This is a genomic window from Leisingera sp. S2M4, assembly GCF_055398055.1.
In genome coordinates, this window is sequence record NZ_AP040861.1 from 1,482,768 (window position 1) to 1,499,594 (window position 16,827).

Annotated in this window: 19 protein-coding genes and 1 tRNA gene; 9 read left to right on the plus strand and 11 right to left on the minus strand. The window is 64.0% G+C overall.

The window, feature by feature from the left end:
- Position 1 precedes the first annotated feature (1 nt).
- The 4 genes from ACZ52D_RS07215 to ACZ52D_RS07230 form a co-directional block, all read right to left on the minus strand.
- Positions 2-1,075, minus strand: coding sequence for an ABC transporter permease (locus ACZ52D_RS07215; protein WP_464442989.1), 1,074 nt, complete (start codon positions 1,073-1,075; stop codon positions 2-4).
- A gap of 78 nt (positions 1,076-1,153) precedes the next feature.
- Positions 1,154-2,521 carry a CmpA/NrtA family ABC transporter substrate-binding protein gene (locus ACZ52D_RS07220; protein ID WP_464442990.1) on the minus strand — a complete coding sequence of 456 codons (1,368 nt, stop codon included), beginning with the start codon at positions 2,519-2,521 and terminating at the stop codon, positions 1,154-1,156.
- Between the two features lie 259 nt (positions 2,522-2,780).
- Entirely contained in the window at positions 2,781-3,959 is a 1,179-nt protein-coding gene (locus ACZ52D_RS07225) for a CmpA/NrtA family ABC transporter substrate-binding protein (protein ID WP_464442991.1), read from the minus strand.
- Positions 3,956-4,540 carry an ANTAR domain-containing response regulator gene (locus ACZ52D_RS07230; RefSeq protein WP_369929922.1) on the minus strand — a complete coding sequence of 195 codons (585 nt, stop codon included), beginning with the start codon at positions 4,538-4,540 and terminating at the stop codon, positions 3,956-3,958. The genes ACZ52D_RS07225 and ACZ52D_RS07230 overlap by 4 nt, the downstream gene beginning before the upstream one ends.
- Before the next feature lie 553 nt (positions 4,541-5,093).
- Here ACZ52D_RS07230 and ACZ52D_RS07235 point away from each other — a divergent pair.
- The 4 genes from ACZ52D_RS07235 to ACZ52D_RS07250 all read left to right on the plus strand — a co-directional run bounded on the left by ACZ52D_RS07235 (position 5,094) and on the right by ACZ52D_RS07250 (position 8,760).
- On the plus strand, positions 5,094-6,137 hold the full coding sequence (locus ACZ52D_RS07235) for a TRAP transporter substrate-binding protein (RefSeq protein WP_464442992.1): 1,044 nt from the start codon (positions 5,094-5,096) through the stop codon (positions 6,135-6,137).
- An 81-nt stretch (positions 6,138-6,218) separates the two neighbouring features.
- Positions 6,219-6,800: a TRAP transporter small permease gene (locus ACZ52D_RS07240; protein WP_369929919.1), complete on the plus strand. Its 582-nt coding sequence runs from the start codon at positions 6,219-6,221 to the stop codon at positions 6,798-6,800.
- The gene (locus ACZ52D_RS07245) at positions 6,797-8,302 is read left to right on the plus strand and encodes a TRAP transporter large permease (RefSeq protein WP_369929917.1); all 1,506 of its coding nucleotides are present in this window, start codon (positions 6,797-6,799) and stop codon (positions 8,300-8,302) included. The genes ACZ52D_RS07240 and ACZ52D_RS07245 overlap by 4 nt, the downstream gene beginning before the upstream one ends.
- A gap of 17 nt (positions 8,303-8,319) precedes the next feature.
- Positions 8,320-8,760 carry an acyl-CoA thioesterase gene (locus ACZ52D_RS07250; RefSeq protein ID WP_369929916.1) on the plus strand — a complete coding sequence of 147 codons (441 nt, stop codon included), beginning with the start codon at positions 8,320-8,322 and terminating at the stop codon, positions 8,758-8,760.
- Positions 8,761-8,763: 3 nt separating this feature from the next.
- Here ACZ52D_RS07250 and ACZ52D_RS07255 read toward each other — a convergent pair whose 3' ends face one another.
- Positions 8,764-9,867 (minus strand): winged helix-turn-helix domain-containing protein, encoded by a 1,104-nt coding sequence (locus ACZ52D_RS07255; RefSeq protein ID WP_464443122.1) that lies wholly within the window; start codon positions 9,865-9,867, stop codon positions 8,764-8,766.
- Between the two features lie 101 nt (positions 9,868-9,968).
- Positions 9,969-10,994: a LacI family DNA-binding transcriptional regulator gene (locus ACZ52D_RS07260; RefSeq protein ID WP_222454505.1), complete on the minus strand. Its 1,026-nt coding sequence runs from the start codon at positions 10,992-10,994 to the stop codon at positions 9,969-9,971.
- 146 nt (positions 10,995-11,140) lie between these two features.
- Here ACZ52D_RS07260 and ACZ52D_RS07265 point away from each other — a divergent pair.
- The 5 genes from ACZ52D_RS07265 (at position 11,141) to queF (ending at position 13,587) form a co-directional block, all read left to right on the plus strand.
- Positions 11,141-11,217, plus strand: a tRNA-Arg gene (locus ACZ52D_RS07265).
- Between the two features lie 130 nt (positions 11,218-11,347).
- Positions 11,348-12,049 carry a 7-cyano-7-deazaguanine synthase QueC gene (queC, locus tag ACZ52D_RS07270; protein ID WP_464442993.1) on the plus strand — a complete coding sequence of 234 codons (702 nt, stop codon included), beginning with the start codon at positions 11,348-11,350 and terminating at the stop codon, positions 12,047-12,049.
- Positions 12,049-12,402, plus strand: coding sequence for a 6-carboxytetrahydropterin synthase QueD (gene queD / locus ACZ52D_RS07275; protein ID WP_464442994.1), 354 nt, complete (start codon positions 12,049-12,051; stop codon positions 12,400-12,402). Before queC ends, queD begins: the two co-directional genes overlap by 1 nt.
- Positions 12,399-13,106: a 7-carboxy-7-deazaguanine synthase QueE gene (gene queE / locus ACZ52D_RS07280; protein ID WP_369929910.1), complete on the plus strand. Its 708-nt coding sequence runs from the start codon at positions 12,399-12,401 to the stop codon at positions 13,104-13,106. Before queD ends, queE begins: the two co-directional genes overlap by 4 nt.
- Before the next feature lie 16 nt (positions 13,107-13,122).
- The gene (gene queF, locus ACZ52D_RS07285; RefSeq protein ID WP_369929908.1) at positions 13,123-13,587 is read left to right on the plus strand and encodes a preQ(1) synthase; all 465 of its coding nucleotides are present in this window, start codon (positions 13,123-13,125) and stop codon (positions 13,585-13,587) included.
- Positions 13,588-13,700: 113 nt separating this feature from the next.
- On the opposite strand, the gene ACZ52D_RS07290 is transcribed toward queF, so the two are convergent.
- From ACZ52D_RS07290 to ACZ52D_RS07310, 5 genes are all read right to left on the minus strand, one after another.
- Complete coding sequence (locus ACZ52D_RS07290) at positions 13,701-14,129, minus strand: YqaA family protein (protein ID WP_464442995.1); 429 nt, start codon at positions 14,127-14,129, stop codon at positions 13,701-13,703.
- Position 14,130: 1 nt separating this feature from the next.
- A complete protein-coding gene (locus tag ACZ52D_RS07295; RefSeq protein ID WP_464442996.1) occupies positions 14,131-15,456 on the minus strand; it encodes an MFS transporter in 1,326 nt (441 codons plus the stop codon).
- Positions 15,457-15,463: 7 nt separating this feature from the next.
- A complete protein-coding gene (locus ACZ52D_RS07300; RefSeq protein WP_464442997.1) occupies positions 15,464-15,721 on the minus strand; it encodes a metal-sensing transcriptional repressor in 258 nt (85 codons plus the stop codon).
- Positions 15,722-16,079: 358 nt separating this feature from the next.
- On the minus strand, positions 16,080-16,523 hold the full coding sequence (locus tag ACZ52D_RS07305; protein WP_464442998.1) for a c-type cytochrome: 444 nt from the start codon (positions 16,521-16,523) through the stop codon (positions 16,080-16,082).
- Positions 16,523-16,804 carry a hypothetical protein gene (locus ACZ52D_RS07310; protein WP_464442999.1) on the minus strand — a complete coding sequence of 94 codons (282 nt, stop codon included), beginning with the start codon at positions 16,802-16,804 and terminating at the stop codon, positions 16,523-16,525. Before ACZ52D_RS07310 ends, ACZ52D_RS07305 begins: the two co-directional genes overlap by 1 nt.
- Between the last annotated feature and the right edge of the window lie 23 nt (positions 16,805-16,827).

Here is a 16,827-nt window from a genome sequence, read left to right on the forward strand (position 1 = left end):
ATCACCGGTTGTTCGTGAAGGTAAACAGCGACTGCAGCGCGAACATCACCCGGTCCAGCAGGAAGCCGATGATGCCAATGGTCAGCACCGCAACGATGATCTTGGCCAGCGACTGGGAGGAGCCGTTCTGGAATTCATCCCAGACGAATTTGCCCAAGCCGGGGTTCTGCGCCAGCATCTCGGCGGCGATCAGCACCATCCAGCCCACGCCCAGCGACAGCCGCAGCCCGGTGAAGATCAGCGGCAGCGCCGAGGGCAGCACCAGCTTGGTGATCTTGGTATAGGTGTTCATTTTCAGAACCTTGGAGACGTTGACCAGATCCTTGTCGATCGAGGCCACCCCCAGCGCGGTGTTGATCAGCGTCGGCCATAGCGAACACAGCGTCACCGTGATCGCCGAGACTAGGAAGGATTTGGCAAACAGCCCGTCGTTGCTGGCATAAAGCGCCGAGACGATCATGGTGACGATCGGCAGCCAGGCCAGCGGCGACACGGGTTTAAAGATCTGTACCAGCGGGTTGATGGCGGAATTGGCCACCGGCGACAGTCCCGCCAGAATGCCCAGCGGAATGGCCACGGCAGAAGCGATCAGAAAGCCGAAGAACACCGTCTGGATCGAGGTCCAGATCTGCTGATAGTAGGACGGCGCACCGGTATAGGGGATGTCCTTCACCCGCTCGGGCTGGCCGCGATCGATGAAGCGCTGGTTGCGGGCCTCGACCTTCTCGTAGTGGGCGCGCTCCTTGACGGCCTTGGCCTGGGCGTCGTGGTGCAGGTTGACGGCCTCGGCCCAGACCGCGACGGGGCCGGGAATGGCGCCGAGCGAGGTCTGCACCTTGGGCGCCAGGCTGCCCCACATCAGCAGAAACGCGGCGATGGCAATCAGCGGCACCGCCAGCAGGCGCCAGATTTCCTTCATCTGGGCACGGGGGTTGTCGCCGGCGGCGGCCTTCAGAACCGGGGTGATCCAGGCCAGGCCAAAGACCTGGAACCAGGCATCCAGCTTGTTGATCCGGGTAAACAGCCGCGCGCGGCGGGCGTCAGAGCTAAGCGTGTCGGGGTCGACGGTGGTCATAACGGGGTCCTTTTCGGGGAATGCTGCGGCCGGGCGGCGGCAACGGCCTTGGCTGGCCGCGCCGCGCGCCTGCCGGGGTCAGCCCTGTACGGCGCTGCCGACGACGGTCTGCCCGGCCTTCAGGCCGATTGGCAGGCTGTCGATATAGGCGTTGGGGGTTTTGCCATCGAAGGGGATGCCGTCGATGATGTCTTCAGCCGGGGTCGGCGCCTTGTAGCCATCGCTGTCCCAGGGGAAGTCGGCGGCATCGGCGAGCCCTTCATCGACCAGCATCTGTGCCGCTTCGAGGTAGATCTCGGGCTTGTAGACCGAGCGCGCGACCTCGTCATACCAACTGTCAGGCTTGGCCTCGCCGATCTGCCCCCAGCGGCGCATCTGGGTCAGGTACCAGACCGCGTCCGAGTAGAAGGGATAGGTGGCGTTGTAGCGGAAGAACACGTTGAAATCCGGCACTTCGCGCTTGTCGCCCGGCTCGTATTCAAACGTCCCGGTCATCGAGTTGGCGATCACTTCCGGGTCGGCACCGACGTAATCGGGGCGCGACAGGATCTCGACCGCCTCGGCGCGGTTGGCGTTGTCGTTTTCATCCAGCCACATGGCGGCGCGGATCAGCGCCTTAACCACGGCGCGGGTGGTGTTGGGGTTTTCCTCGGCGAACTCGGCAGTGATGCCGAACACCTTTTCCGGGTTGTTCTTCCAGATCTCGAAATCGGTGATCACCGGCACGCCGATGCCCTTGAACACCGCCTGCTGGTTCCACGGCTCGCCCACGCAGTAGCCGGAGATGGTGCCTGCCTCCAGCGTCGCGGGCATCTGCGGCGGCGGGGTCACCGACAGGAAGGCCTCGGCTCCGATCTGGCCGGTCACGTTCTCGGGGGAGTAATAGCCGGGGTTGATGCCGCCCGCCGCCAGCCAGTAGCGCAGCTCGTAATTATGGGTGGAGACCGGGAACACCATGCCCATGTTGAAGGGCTTGCCCTTGGCGTTAAAGTCCTCGATCACCGGCTTGAGGTAAGAGGCAGAGATCGGATGCGCGATCTTGCCATCCGCGTCCGTGGGCAGGTTGGGCTTCATCATCTCCCAGACCTCGTTGGACAGGGTGATGCCGTTGCCGTTCAGATCCATGGAAAACGGCGTGATGATGTGTGCCTCGGTACCATAGCCGATGGTGGCGGCCAGCGGCTGGCCCGCCAGCATATGGGCGCCGTCCAGGGTGCCGTCGATGACGCCGTCCAGCAGCACTTTCCAGTTGGCCTGCGCCTCCAGCGTCACGAACAGCCCCTCGTCGTCGAAAAAGCCCTGCTCATAGGCCACTGCCAGCGGCGCCATGTCCGTCAGCTTGATGAAGCCGAAGGTCAGCACGTCCTTTTCCAGCTCCAGCGTCTGCGCCAGCGCCGGTCCGGCAAGGGCAGAGGCCGCGGCAAAGGCAAAAGTCAGTTTCTTCATCGGGTCGTTTCCTTATTCCTAGCTGCGTCCGGACACGGGGGGACCGGAACGGAAAAAGCCGCCGACACGCACCGCCGGAAGGAGAGGCGGAGTGTCGAGCGGCTTTGCTCAGTGAAACCCGGATCGTCGGGAAAATCAGTTGGCCAGCGCCATTGCCGGCCTGGGTTCAGCCTGACCTAGCGAAGGGCTGACGCCAAGGCTTTTTCGCAGTTGCAGCATTGAAAGCCGGTTGGGGGCCGCGCCATTGCCCGGTTTTTCATCACAGCGCCGCGAGGGGATCAAAAACGCGGCCATCGAAGAACCGGTTCGGCAGCAGGCGCAGGCTTTGCGATTCCCCTGCCACGGCCATTTCACCGTCCACCGCCCCCTCCAGCTTCAGCGAGGCCGCGGGCAATTGCGCGCCGGTGCCGCGCATGGCGGCACGGTACAGATCACTGCGGAACACCCCCTCCGCACGCTCAAACGCCACACGCGGGTCCAACCCGTTGCAGCGGGCCATCTGCAGCGCAATCCACTGCGCCTGGCTGCGCCACGGGAAGCCCGCGGCGCCATCGTGAAACTCGACAAACCGGGACACCTGCCGCTGCAGGCCCTGCGGCGTCACCGTGATACGCCCGGTCAGCGCGCGCTCGATAATCTCGGCCGGCAGGTCCAGATAGCGGCGCGCCGACAGGATCTCTGCCGCCAGCCCGCGCGACGAAGGCTCCGCCAGCCAGCGCCCGGCCCGCCACAGCGCCCGGATCAGCCGCCCGCCCAGCGCGCGCTCGCGCTCGGCCCACCCGCTGCGCACCGCCAGCACCTTTTCCGGCGCAAAGGACCAGATCGCGGTGCCCGGCAGCAGCAGCGCGCCATCGCCCCGCTCCACCGCCAGCGAGCCCCAGGGCTCGCCAACGCAAAAGGCGTCGATCTCGCCGCTGCGCATCGCCTGCGCCATCAGCGGCGGCGGCACAGTGCGGATCGAGACCCGCTGCACCGCATCACCGCCCAGCCCCTGCAGCCAGTAGTTCAGCAGCTCCGAATGCATAGAGAACGGAAACGGCACCCCGATGCGGATCATCCCGGCCTCCGCCGCGAACAGCGCCCGGCCCGCGGCCACGGCGTCATCGAAGGCAAAATCATACCCTCCCGACGCCAGCGCCGCCGCAAGCCGACGGCTGACACCGATGACGGTTCCATTGACCGACAGCACCGACAGCACTGCGAACCGGCTGCCCGCACCGCCCAGCCCCAGCGCGGCCGCCAGTGGCAGGGGGGCCAGCATCTGCGCCGCATCCACTTGGCCGAAGGCCAGCATGTCGCGCAGCGCCGACCACGAGGCCGCCTTGCGCAGATCCAGCGCCAGCCGCTCTTCGGCGGCAAAGCCCATTTCCTGCGCCACGATCAGCGGCGCCGCATCGGTCAGCGGCAGGAAACCGGCGGCAACGGGTGTCGTGGTCATGACAACAGCCCCGCCGCGGTCACCAGCGCCTGCGCCACTTCGGCGACACGCTTGTTCTGGTCCATCGCCGCCTTGCGCAGCAACGCATAGGCCTCATCCTCGCCGATGCCGCGAGCCTTCATGATCATGCCCTTGGCGCGGTCGATCACCTTGCGTTCCTCCAGCGCGCGCTTGGTCTCGGCCAGTTCGGTGCGCATGCGCTGAAACAAGCGGAAGCGGGCAATGGCCGCGTCCAGCACCGGCTTCAGCCGCGCGGGCTGCAGCCCATCCACGACATAGGCCGACACCCCCGCCTCCACCGCCGCCGAGGACAGGCCCTCGGCGCTGCGGTCCACGAACATCGCCACCGGGCGTTCCTGCGGGCCGGAGGCCAGCGCCAGTTCCTCCAGCACATCGCGGGAGGGGTTTTCGATATCGATTAGCACCACGTCCGGATCGCGTAGCTGGATCTGCCGCGCAAGGCCAGAGGGATCAGCGATGACATGAATGTCAAAATCGCCAGCCTCGCGCAGCCCGTCCACAATCATGAAGGCGCGTTCACGGTCGGCTTCGACCACTATGATGGACAGGGCATCCGGCATGCCGCAGAGCATTCCGACCGCAGGCAACAGCTGTAAAGCCACGGCGTGCCCGAAAGGCAACCGCGCGCCCTTGCCGCTGAAGTTTTAAGCAATGCGCCCAAGCATTGGGCAGTCTGCGACAGCGCTGCGCAAATGCGGCCTTCAACACACGACCGTCGCCGCCAGATACTTTTCAGAAGCCTGCCGCCCCTCCGTCAACCGTTCAATACCGAACAGGTGGGAAATGAGGCTTGCAGGCGAGAACACAGGCAGCAAGGATAGGATTGTTGTTGCCATGACAATGATGAAAAACGTATCAATAACTTGCGACACAAGAAATTTGTGTAACATATCGACCGACTTACACGCCTAGGTGGAAAGCCGGATTTGATGAGTCGAAAATGCAGGATCCGCGGTTGATAGTTACAAACGCACCCAATAGCAGGAGGACGATAGGTTCGTTAAACGAACCATTTTGGGGGATCTGGCAACAGAAATGAAAACAAATGGGCGGGCAAGCGCAGCATAATTACAGCGCAGCTCTCCGTCTTGAATGGTCAAAGGGAGGACTGACATGACCACGCGCAGAACGTTCATGGGGGCGGCCGCTGCCGTCGCCTTGGCAGCAATGGGGGCCGCACCGGCCTTTGCACAGGAAGTAACACTCAAACTTCACCAGTTTCTGCCAGCTCAGGCCAACGTGCCCAAGCTGATCCTGGATGTCTGGGCCGACAAGGTCGAAGCGGACTCGGAAGGGCGCATCAAGATCGACCGTTTCCCGTCAATGCAGCTGGGCGGCAAGCCGCCGGAGCTGATGGACCAGGCCATCGACGGCGTGGCCGACATCGTCTGGACCGTGGTTGGCTACACGCCCGGCCGCTATCCCTCGACCGAGGTGTTTGAACTGCCCTTCATGATGACCAATGCGCGCGCCGTTTCGCACGCCTATTGGGAAATGTTCGAAAAGCACATGAAGGACACCGAGTTCAAGGATGTGCACATCCTGGCCACCTGGGTGCACGGCCCCGGCCTGATCCACTCGGCCGATCCGGTGGAAACCCCTGAAGACCTGGTGGGCATGAAGATCCGCGGCGGCGGCCGGTCGGTCAACGCGCTTCTGGAAGAGCTGGGTGCAACCCCGGTTGGCATGCCGGTCCCGGCCATCCCCGAGGGCCTGTCCAAAGGCGTGATCGATGGCACCACCATCCCGTGGGAGGTGACCTCGGCCCTGAAGGTGCCTGAGCTGGTGGAGAACCACACCGAGTTCACCGGCAAGGCGCTGTATACGCTGACCTTTGTTCTGGCGATGAACAAGGACAAATACGAAAGCCTGCCGGAAGATCTGCAGAAGGTGATCGACGACAACTCCGGGCTGGAGTTCTCGGTCTTTGCCGGCGGCACCATGGCCGATGCCGACGACCCCTCGCGCGAGTTTGCGCTGGACAATGGCAACAACGTCATCACCCTGGACGAAGAGCAGACCGCCGTGTGGCGCGAGCGCGCCCAGCCGATCTATGACAAATGGGTTGCCGACATGGCGGAGAAGGGCATCGACGGCCAGGCGCTGCTCGACGAGGCCACTGCCCTGATCGAAGAATATACGCCGCAGTACCAGTAACGCGGCCTGACCGAAATCTGCACCGGGCTGCGAGGCTGTACACCCAGCGGCCCGGTGCAAATCAAACAAGGCACTGTAACCATGCACAAGCTCATGACATGGCTGGCCAGATCAATGGCCTACCTGGGCGGTGCGGTCCTCGCTCTTCTTATCATCCTGACCTGCGTGTCGATTGCCGGGCGTCTGCTCAACGGCTTTTTCCATGGTGATCTGATGACGGCGATCGCGCCTGGATTTTCGGACTGGATGCGCAGCTGGGTCGGCCCGGTGAACGGCGATTTCGAACTGGTCGAGGCCGGCGTTGCCTTTGCCATCTTCGCCTTTCTGCCGCTGTGCCAGATCACTGCGGGCCATGCCTCGGTGGATGTGGTCGCCAATGCCTTTCCACGCGGCGTGAAGCGATTTCTGCGCATGGTGACCGAGATCCTGTTTGCCGCGGTTCTGGTGCTGATCGCGTGGCGTCTGGGCGCAGGCCTTGCCAGCAAATACGCCAACGGCGAGACGTCCTTCCTGCTCGAATTTCCGATCTGGTGGGCCTATGCCATCAGCATGGTAGCGGCCGTCGTCGCCGCCATCGTGGGCCTCTACATGGCCACGGTGCGCACAATTGAATTCTTTACCGGCAGGATCCTTGTCTGGGACGGCGTGGAGGGCGAACAGTGACGGCTCTTGAAATTGGCATCGCCTCCTTTCCGGTTCTGATGCTTCTGATCTTTCTGCGGGTGCCCATCGGGCTGTCGATGTTCCTGGTCGGCCTGGGCGGCCTGATCCTGGTGACCGATGGCACCCAGGTCGCCTTCGGGCGGCTCAAAAGCGAAACCTACACGACCTTCTCGTCCTATTCGCTGACCATCGTGCCGATGTTCCTCTTGATGGGGCATTTCGCGACGCTGGGCGGCATGTCCACGGCGCTGTTCAAGGCGGCGGAGGGCTTCTTAGGCCACCGCAAGGGCGGGGTCGCCATGGCCTCCATCGGCGCCTGCGCGGGCTTTGGCGCGATTTGCGGCTCTTCCTTGGCCACTGCGGCCACCATGGGCCGCGTCGCCTTGCCGGAGCTGAAGCAATACGGCTATGCCGGCGGTTTTTCGACCGCAACGCTGGCGGCGGGCGGCACGCTGGGCATCCTGATCCCGCCCTCGGTGGTGCTGGTGATCTATGCCATCCTGACCGAGCAGAACATCGCCAAGCTGTTCCTGTCGGCCTTCATCCCCGGCCTGCTGGCCGCATTGGGATATGTGATCGCGATCTCGATCTACGTGCGCATGTACCCCGAAAGCGCAGGCACCCGCCCGCCGGTGCCGATGCGCGAGCGTTTTGCCGCGCTGTTCCATGTCTGGCCGGTGCTGCTGGTCTTTGGACTGGTGGTCGGCGGCATCTACCTTGGCTGGTTCACCCCGACCGAAGGTGCCGCCGTGGGTGCCTTCGGCACAGGTTTCATCGCCTGGACCAATGGCGGGCTGAACCGCGAAACGCTCGCCGACAGCTTCCTCGTGACCGCGCGCTCGACCGCGATGATCTTCTTCATCGTGCTGGGCGCGGGCTTTTACAACGGCTTCCTGGCGCTGACCAAAGTGCCGCAGGAACTGGCGGATTACGTCGTCAGCATGGGGCTCAGCCCGTGGATGGTGCTGGCGATGATCCTCGCCTTCTACCTCCTGTTCGGCTGCCTGATGGACAGCCTGTCGATGATCCTGCTGACCATCCCGATCTTCTTCCCGGTGATCTCCGCCATGGACTTCAACCTGCTGTCGCTGCCCGCGATGCAGGCGGATGCGGCGATGGAGGTGCTGAAGGCTGGCGTGCCCGAGGGCATGGGAGCCGAGATGCTGGCGTCGATCAAGGACGCCATCGCCAGCGGCGCCGAACTGACCCGCGAGCAGATGAAGGAGCTGGGCATCCGCGTCACCGAAGGCCGGGTGAACCGGATCGAGGCGGAGTATGTCGCCATCTGGTTCGGTATCCTGGTGCTGATCGTCGTCGAAGTCGGCCTGATCACCCCGCCGGTGGGCATGAACCTGTTCATCATCAACGCGATGGACCGGCAGACACGCATGATCGACACCTACAAGGCGGTGATGTTCTTTGTCGCCTCGGACCTGATCCGGGTGGTCATCCTGGTCGCCTTCCCGGTGATCACGCTGCTGCCCCTGATGCTGATGAACTGAGGGGGGGGGGCAGCCAGATGACACATGACACCGGAGAGGCCAAAGGCTTTGTGCACGAAATCCGCGTCGGATGGGGCGATTGCGACCCGGCGCGGATTGCCTACACCGGCCGCCTGCCCGCCTTTGCGCTGGAGGCGATCGACGCCTGGTGGGAACACCACCTGAACGGCGACGGCTGGTACCAGATGGAGCTGGACCGCGGCACCGGCACGCCGTTTGTGCATATGAGCATCGATTTCCGCTCGCCGGTGACCCCGCGCCACCGGCTGGCCTGCGAGGTCTGGCCAGCGGCATTGGGCGAAAAATCGGTGACCTTCCGGGTCAACGCCCGCCAGGACGGCAAGCTGTGCTTCGAGGGGAAATTCGTCTGCGTGTTCATCGCGCCCGAGACCTTCACCACCCGCCCCGCACCGCAGGACTACCGCGCGGTGATTGAGGCCCAGCTGCGCCCGGAATAAGCGTCAGCGCAGCCAGCCATGGGCAAAGCTGACGCTGTCCAGCCCGGCAAAGCGTGCCACCCGCTCCAGCTCGGCCTCCAGCCGCCGGGTGCGGGCGGGGGACCATTTCACGTCCCGCTCCGGCCACAAGGCGGTCACCCGCAGCACGCCCGCGTCGCGGTCGGCCTTCATGTCGATACGCCCCACCAGCCGCGCTCCCTCCAGCAGCGGAAAGACGTAATATCCGTACTGGCGTTTCTCGGCGGGGGTAAAAACCTCGATCCGGTAGTGAAAGCCGAACAACCGCTCTGCCCGCTTGCGGTCGCGCAGCGCCGGATCAAAGGGGCTGAGCACCCGCATTCGCCCCGGCGGCGGCCCCAATTCCGCGGCAGCCTCTGCCGTGCCGGGGCGGGCAAAGACCTTGCGCAGCCTGCCGTCCGCCTGCGTGACCTCGATCTCCTCCAGCTCGCCCAACCGCAGCTGCTCGGCGCACCATGCCTTGGCTTCGGCGGGCGTCGCGGTATCCCAGAACGCCGCCAGCTCCCCCGAAGTGGCAAAGCCCAGCCGCTCCAGCGCCGCCGAACACAGCCAATGCACCGTTGCTTCGACATCGACGGGATGGGATCCGGGGCGCAGATGCGCCTCGATCACCCGTTCGGTCAGGTCGTATTGCTTCTGAAACCCGCTGCGCCCCACCACCGTCAGCGCGCCGCTGCGCCACAGGTATTCCAGCGCGGTCTTGGACGGATGCCAATCCCACCAACCGCCCGAGCCCTTCTTTTCGTCCTTGCCAACATCGGAAGAGCTGACCGCCCCATGATCACGCACATGCTGCAGCACCGCGTCGAACCGCGCCTCGAACCCGTCACGCCGCCAGTTGCGCCAGCGTTTGCGCAGCATTTCGGTGTCGCGCTGGAACCGCAGATGCCACTGCGGATAGAATGCCATCGGGATCACCGCGGCGTCATGGGTCCAGTGTTCGAACAGGCCACGGTCGCGTTCATACAGCTGTTTCAGGTGCTTGGCGCGGTAGGCCGGGCGACGCGCATAGAGGATCATGTCATGAGCGCGGGCCACGGTGTTGATACTGTCCAGCTGCACGAACCCCAGCCGCTGGATCAGCGCCAGAAGATCGGCCCCCTTGGCGGGGCCTGCGGGCTGCTCAAGCAGCGCGTGGCGGTCCAGAAAGAGCCGCCGCGCCGCCGCATTGTCCAGCCGCTGCAGCGCCATCAGCGCCGCTTCAGCGTGTCACCATAGGTGATGGTGGGCGACAGGGTGATCTGGCGCTCGATCTCCGCTTCCGGATCGGCCAGCTGATCGGCGATGATCTGCGCCGCCCTGCGCCCGATTTCCAGTCGGCAGGCGTCCATGGTCGCCAGCTTGCGCGGCAGCCCTTGCAGCAACTCCACCCCGTTGAAACCGGCCAGACCGATCTGCCCCGGCACGTCGATGCCCTGCTCCAGCAGGTACAGCATCCCACCGGCACCGATCATATCATTGGAATAATACAGAAAATCCAGTTCTGGCGAGCGTTCCAGCATCGCCGCCGTCATCTCCCGCCCCTTGGCCAGCGCCGAGCCGCCGGAATAGAATTCGCGGTCCTCAATCTCGACACCTTCCTTGGCCAGCGCCTCGGTGAAGCCTTCAAAGCGTTTGCGGGCACGGTGGTCCAGCGGCATCTTGGTGCCCATGAAGCCGATGTGGCGGTAACCCGCTTTGAGGATCGCCTTGGCCATCTCGCGGCCCGCGCGACGGTGCGAGATACCGACCATCGCGTCCACCGGCTTGCCGTCGGTGTCCATGATCTCGACCACCGGAATGCCGGAGCTGTTCAGCATCGCCCGCGCAGCCTCGGTGTGTTCCAGTCCGGCGATGATCACGCCGGAAGGACGCCAGGACAGCATCTCGTAGAGGACTTTTTCCTCCTTCTCGGGCTGGTAGTCGGTGACCCCGACCACCGGCTGCAGCTCGGTATTTTCCAGCACCTGGTTGATGCCTGTCAGCACCTCGGGGAACACCATGTTGGACAGCGACGGGATGATCACCGCCACAAGGTTCACCCGGTTAGAGGCCAGCGCCCCGGCGATCTTGTTGGGCACATATCCCAGCTCCTTGGCCGCGGTCAGAACCTTGGTGCGGGTTTTTTCCGACACGTCGCCGCGGTTGCGCAGCACGCGACTCACCGTCATTTCGGAGACCCCGGTTGCTTCGGATACGTCGCGTAGGGTGAGCGGTCGCTTATTGTCCGTGGTCACGTTGCTGAGCCTCATCATTACTGCTATCGCGAGGTTAGCGCAGACACTATATGCTGCACAATGGAAACCGGGAGGGCAAAAGCCTGCGCCGACCGGTCCATACCATTGTGATCGCTATAGGGATTTGCTATCGCGGTGCCAGGCGCGGCCCCGTGGCTCAACTGGATAGAGCAGCCCCCTCCTAAGGGGCAGGTTGCAGGTTCGAATCCTGCCGGGGTCGCCAATACTGCCCAAGTGTCCATGACCGGCATCGCCGCCCCGGCAGCCGATGCCACTTGCATTCTTTACCCTTTTTGCAGTAAGCCGCCCCATCCGGTCGCAGCCTACCCGGACATCAAAACAAGGGCCCCAAAATGAAAACACTTGTCATCTGCTCGGGCGGACTCGATTCCGTGTCGCTCGCGCATATCACCGCCGACGAGCATGAGCTCACCCGGCTCGTCTCCTTTGACTATGGCCAGCGCCACCGCAAGGAGATCGATTTCGCCGAAGCCGCAGCCAGGCGGCTGGGCGTTCCATTCCACCTGATCGACATGCGCGGTATCGGCGCGGCCCTCTCGGGCTCGGCGCTGACCGATGACATCGACGTCCCCGACGGCCACTACGCCGAAGACACGATGCGCATCACCGTGGTTCCCAACCGCAACGCGATCATGCTGTCGATCGGCTTCGGCATCGCCGCCGCCCAAGGCGACGACGCGGTGGCAACCGCCGTGCACGGCGGCGACCACTTCATCTATCCCGACTGCCGCCCCGGCTTCACCCGCGCTTTTGACGCGATGCAGCAGGCGGCACTGGACGGCTACGCCGAGGTGCGACTGCACACGCCCTTCGTCGAACACAGCAAGGCCGAGATCGTCCGCCAGGGCGCGCAGCACGGCACACCCTTCGTCGAGACCTGGTCCTGCTACAAGGGCGGCGCGGTGCATTGCGGGCGCTGCGGCACCTGCGTCGAGCGGCGCGAGGCCTTCCACCTCGCCGGGGTCAGCGACCCCACGACCTACGCCGACCCGGACTTCTGGTCCGCGGCGGTTGCGGGCAAGGAGGCGGGCTGATGTTCCGTATCCGCAAGGAGTTCCACTTTTCCGCGTCGCACCAGCTGACCCACCTGCCCGCCGACCATCAGTGCGCGCGGCTGCATGGGCACAACTACATCGTCGTGGTCGAACTGGCTGCCGAAGCGCTGAATGCCGACGGGTTCGTGCGCGACTACCACGACCTGAAGCCGCTCAAGGCCTACATCGACGACAACTTCGATCACCGCCATCTGAATGATGTCATGGACGGCCCCTCCACGGCCGAAAACATGGCGCGGCATTTCTATGACTGGTGCGCCGAACGCTGGCCCGAAACCTGCGCGGTGCTGGTCAGCGAAACCCCCAAGACCTGGGCGGAATACCGGCCATGACCCTGCGCATCGCCGAAATCTTCGGTCCCACGATCCAGGGCGAAGGCGTCCTGATCGGGGAGCCGACCGTCTTTGTGCGCGCAGGCGGCTGCGACTACCGCTGCAGCTGGTGCGACAGCCTGCATGCGGTCGACAGCGAAAACCGCCACAGCTGGGCCGCGATGCAGACCGAGGCCGTCTGGGAGGAAGTCCAGCGGCTTTCCGGCGGGCAGCCGCTGACTGTCTCGCTGTCGGGCGGCAATCCCGCGATCCAGGACTTTGGCCCATTGATCGAGCTTGGACGCGCCGCGGGCTACCGCTTTGCCTGCGAGACGCAAGGCTCGGTGGCGCGGCCGTGGTTTGCCGCTCTCGACACGCTGGTCCTGTCGCCCAAGCCGCCGTCCAGCGGCGAGCAGGTGGATTGGGAGGCCTTTGACGCCTGCCGCCAAGCCGGGGCCGGAGCGCGCCAGCAGGTCATGAAGATCGTGATCTTCGACCAGGCGGACTATGATTGGGCGCGCGAGGCGCACAGTCGCCACCCCGATCTGCCGCTCTATCTTCAGCCCGGCAACCCGGAAGTCGATCCCGCGGTCCCCGTTGACCTGCAAGCGCTGGCCGACCGCCTGCGCTGGCTGACCGAAAAGGCAATGGCCGACGGCTGGTTCGCCGCCCGTATCCTGCCGCAGCTGCATGTCCTGATCTGGGGCAACAAGCGCGGCGTCTGAAATGATGGAACCCACCATGTCCGAAAACATCTACAGCAATCTCAAGCAACTCGGCGGCGAAACCCGCATTCCCGCCAGCCCCGAAGAGGCCGAGCTGGAGCGGGTGCCCAACCCGCAGGCCGACGTCGCCTACAACGTGCGCTTCACCGCACCGGAGTTCACCTCTCTCTGCCCGATGACCGGCCAGCCGGACTTTGCCCATCTGGTGATCGACTATGTCCCCGGCCCCTGGCTGGTGGAGTCGAAATCACTCAAGCTGTTCCTGACCTCGTTCCGCAATCACGGCGCGTTCCACGAGGACTGCACGATTTCGATCGCCCGCCGCCTGGCAGAGTTTCTGGAGCCGCAGTGGCTGCGGATCGGCGGCTATTGGTATCCGCGCGGGGGTATCCCCATCGACGTTTTCTGGCAGACCGGACCTATGCCAGAAGCGGTATGGATCCCGGACCAGGGCGTTCCGCCCTACCGTGGCAGAGGCTGATACCCCGGGGTGAGGTCGACCCAACGCGGCCGGGTTGCGCCGAGCAGGCTCGACGCATTCCTCACCCCGCATTTGCAACGTTCACAGGCCGCCTGACCACCAGTTTGCCCGTGTCAGGCGGCGGCAATCGTGACCCCTGCAACAGCAAGATACCTGCCGCCCTTTGCAATCGTGACAATGAGGGTGAAGCGCCACAACGGTTCACGCAGGAGACCTGCCGCCAGCGTCAGCGGATCTCCGATCACGGGCACCCAGGACCCGAGAAGACTCCAGCGTCCCCATTTGCCGTACCAATCCGCCGCCTGATCCAGCCGCGCACGCGATACCGGGAACCAGCTGCGGTCGGAGAAATGCATGAGATACCGTCCGGCCGCCCAGTTGAGGATTGAACCCAGGACATTTCCAGCCGTCGCAACCGCCAGAAGCAGCCATACCGGGTGGCTGCCGACAACCACCATTCCGGCGAGCACGGCCTCTGACTGTGCAGGCAACAGTGTTGCGGCCACCAGGGCCGCCGTGAACAGACCGGCGAGGGACAACATGTCAGGAGCGCATGGGCCAGCTGCGGTGCAGATCGTCTATGATGACTGCGTGTTTGTGCCCCATCGCTCCGTGTTCCCGCAAATGCGGGTGATCAGGCGGCAGATCATCGTGCGTGTGCTCGATTTCCCCGGCGGTTTCGCCGGGCCACTGCACCAGACAGGCCACGATCCCAATTCCCGCTAGCCCGGCCAAGGCAATCAGCGCGGGGATGGCACCGAACTGTGTCATCAGCCAGCCCGATAGCGGATAGGTCACAAGCCAGCAGGCATGCGACAGGGCGAATTGCGCCGCAAATACAGCGGGCCTGTCCTCGGGGTGCGCCGACCGCTTCAGCAGCCGCCCTGAAGGGGTCAGCACCGCGGAATAGCCGAAGCCGACAAGCAGCCATGTGAACAGCAGCCCGCCCCAGTTCAGACCCGATGCGGCAGTGACCCAGGCGAGTCCAAGCAAGGAGAGGATCATGAGGCCCGCACCCGAAAGCATAACTGGACGGTCGGAAACCCGGTTCAGAAGTCTTGGCAGCAGCAGCGCCGCTGCCATGGAGCCCGCGCCGAAGGCGAACATCGTCCAGGCCAGCGCGCTTTCCGGCAGGCCAAGCAGGCCGCGCACCAGCACCACCGAGTTGACCAGCACCATCGCCCCGGCTGCCGAGACCGCAAGATTGAGCGCAAGCAGGCCGCGCAGCCGAGGGGTTGCCAGATAGATCCGCAGTCCACGCGTTGTGCGGTCGTAAATTCCCCGCGGCTCCGCAGCCTGTGGGCTCGGCAGCATCACGGACACCACCAAGAGCGCGGAAGCTGCAAAGCCTGCCACTGTGCCCAGGAACAGGGTATTGTAGCTCATCAGTGCCAGCAGCAGCGCCGCCAGTGTCGGGCTGATGATGTTTTCCAGATCGTAGGCCAAACGCGAAAGTGAAAGCGCACGGGTGTAGCGCGCCTCGTCGGGCAGCACATCGGGGATCGTGGCCTGGAAGGTGGGCGTGAAGGCCGCCGAGGCAGACTGGAGCAGGAAGATCAGCACGTAGACCTGCCAGACCTCGGTCACGAAGGGCAGCGCCAGCGCCACGGCAGCACGCACCAGGTCCAGCACGACAAGCAGGCGGCGGCGGTTCACCCGGTCCGCAAAGGCCCCTGCAACCGGGGCAATGCCCACATAGGCCACCATCTTGATGGTGAAGACCGTGCCCAGCACCATTGCTGCGCCGTCTCCTGCCAGATCGTAGGCCAGCAGCCCAAGCGCGACAGTTGCAAGGCCGGTTCCCAGCAGTGCCACAACCTGCGCCAGGAAGAGGTGCCGATACGTGCGGTCGGAAAGGACATCCAGCATGGCAGCCTCATAAATAGCGCGAGATGGCCTTGAGTTCGGCCCGGTCGGCTTCGGAGTTTTCGCCGTCGAGACAGTGATCCATGTGATCGTGGATCAGCGCCTGTTTGGCGTTGCGGACCGCTTTTTCCACCGCCTGAAGCTGCTGCGCGATCTCGACGCAGGGGCGCCCGTCTTCGATCATGCCGATGACCGAGCGCAGATGCCCTTCGGCGCGTTTCAGCCGGGCGGTGAGCTTGGGGTGGCTTGCATGCTGGTGTGGTTCCATCAATAGCCAGAACTATCCCCCCCAGGGGGGATAAAGCAAGGCAGCGTTTCAGAGGGCCGCGAAGAGGACATAGTGCAGGCACGGGTTCGAGGCAGACCTCACCCGGGCATTGCACGGTCACAGCCACGACAAATCCGTTCATGATCCGGTCCCGCACTGCGCTTGCGCGCGACCAACGCCGATGCATTGAACCTGACCGAGGACGATATTTCAGGGAAACAACCCCTTTGGCAGCCTGACAAGGTCTATCGTCACGAACGCCCCCGCCGCGTTTGGATGTCCTGAAAGCTTCACAGAACATGTCCAGACCAACGGGCATGTCTCACAGGCCGACGGATAGCCGACCACGGGTGTATACCTACTCTATCCCATTGGCACGTTGCAGCTCTCGCACGTAGCGAGTGATGCCCTGCACATCCGCATCGGTCAGCCCCTGTTGGGGCGGCATGTTGCCGAAGTTCCAGTGGTGCGCGCGCACTCCGTTTCGGACAGCCAGCAAAAAGGCAGCGTCCGCGTGATGCGACGGCTCGTAGATCTTGTGAACCAGCGGCGGCCCCATGCCATTCCGCCCGGCAGCATTGTCGCCATGGCACTCGGCGCACACTGCATCATACGCCCGCTTGCCAATCTGCGCAGCTTCGCTGAACGTGGTCGGCACTGCGACCTGCACCAGGCGTTCGCCGACTTCCTGTGATGCCCGATTGCTGTCTTGCCCGTTTCTGTCGGGACTGCCGGAGTAGAGATAGACAGCCAGAGCGGCTACGAGTGCGACCGCAGCGCTTATTCCAAGGGTCTTGTTCATCAGACACTCTCTTGACGTTCGGATGGTTCGATATTGAAGGCTGCCGGAAGCAACCCCATTGAAGCGCTGCAAGACAGGAATAGCGGTAGCATCTGCATCACCTCCTGCCCCGGTCCGGTCACCACCTCTGTGTAATCCTTAAAAACCGTGCTCACGATCAGCTTTGTCAATTCGCGGGTTATGTAGACGACCAACATCGCCGACAGGCTGGGCTGCACCCGCTTAATCTTCGGCTGACCGGTCGCGCGCAGCGTATGGCAGGCAGGATCTGCTTCCAGCACGGGGCGAGTGCAGCGTCACCGTG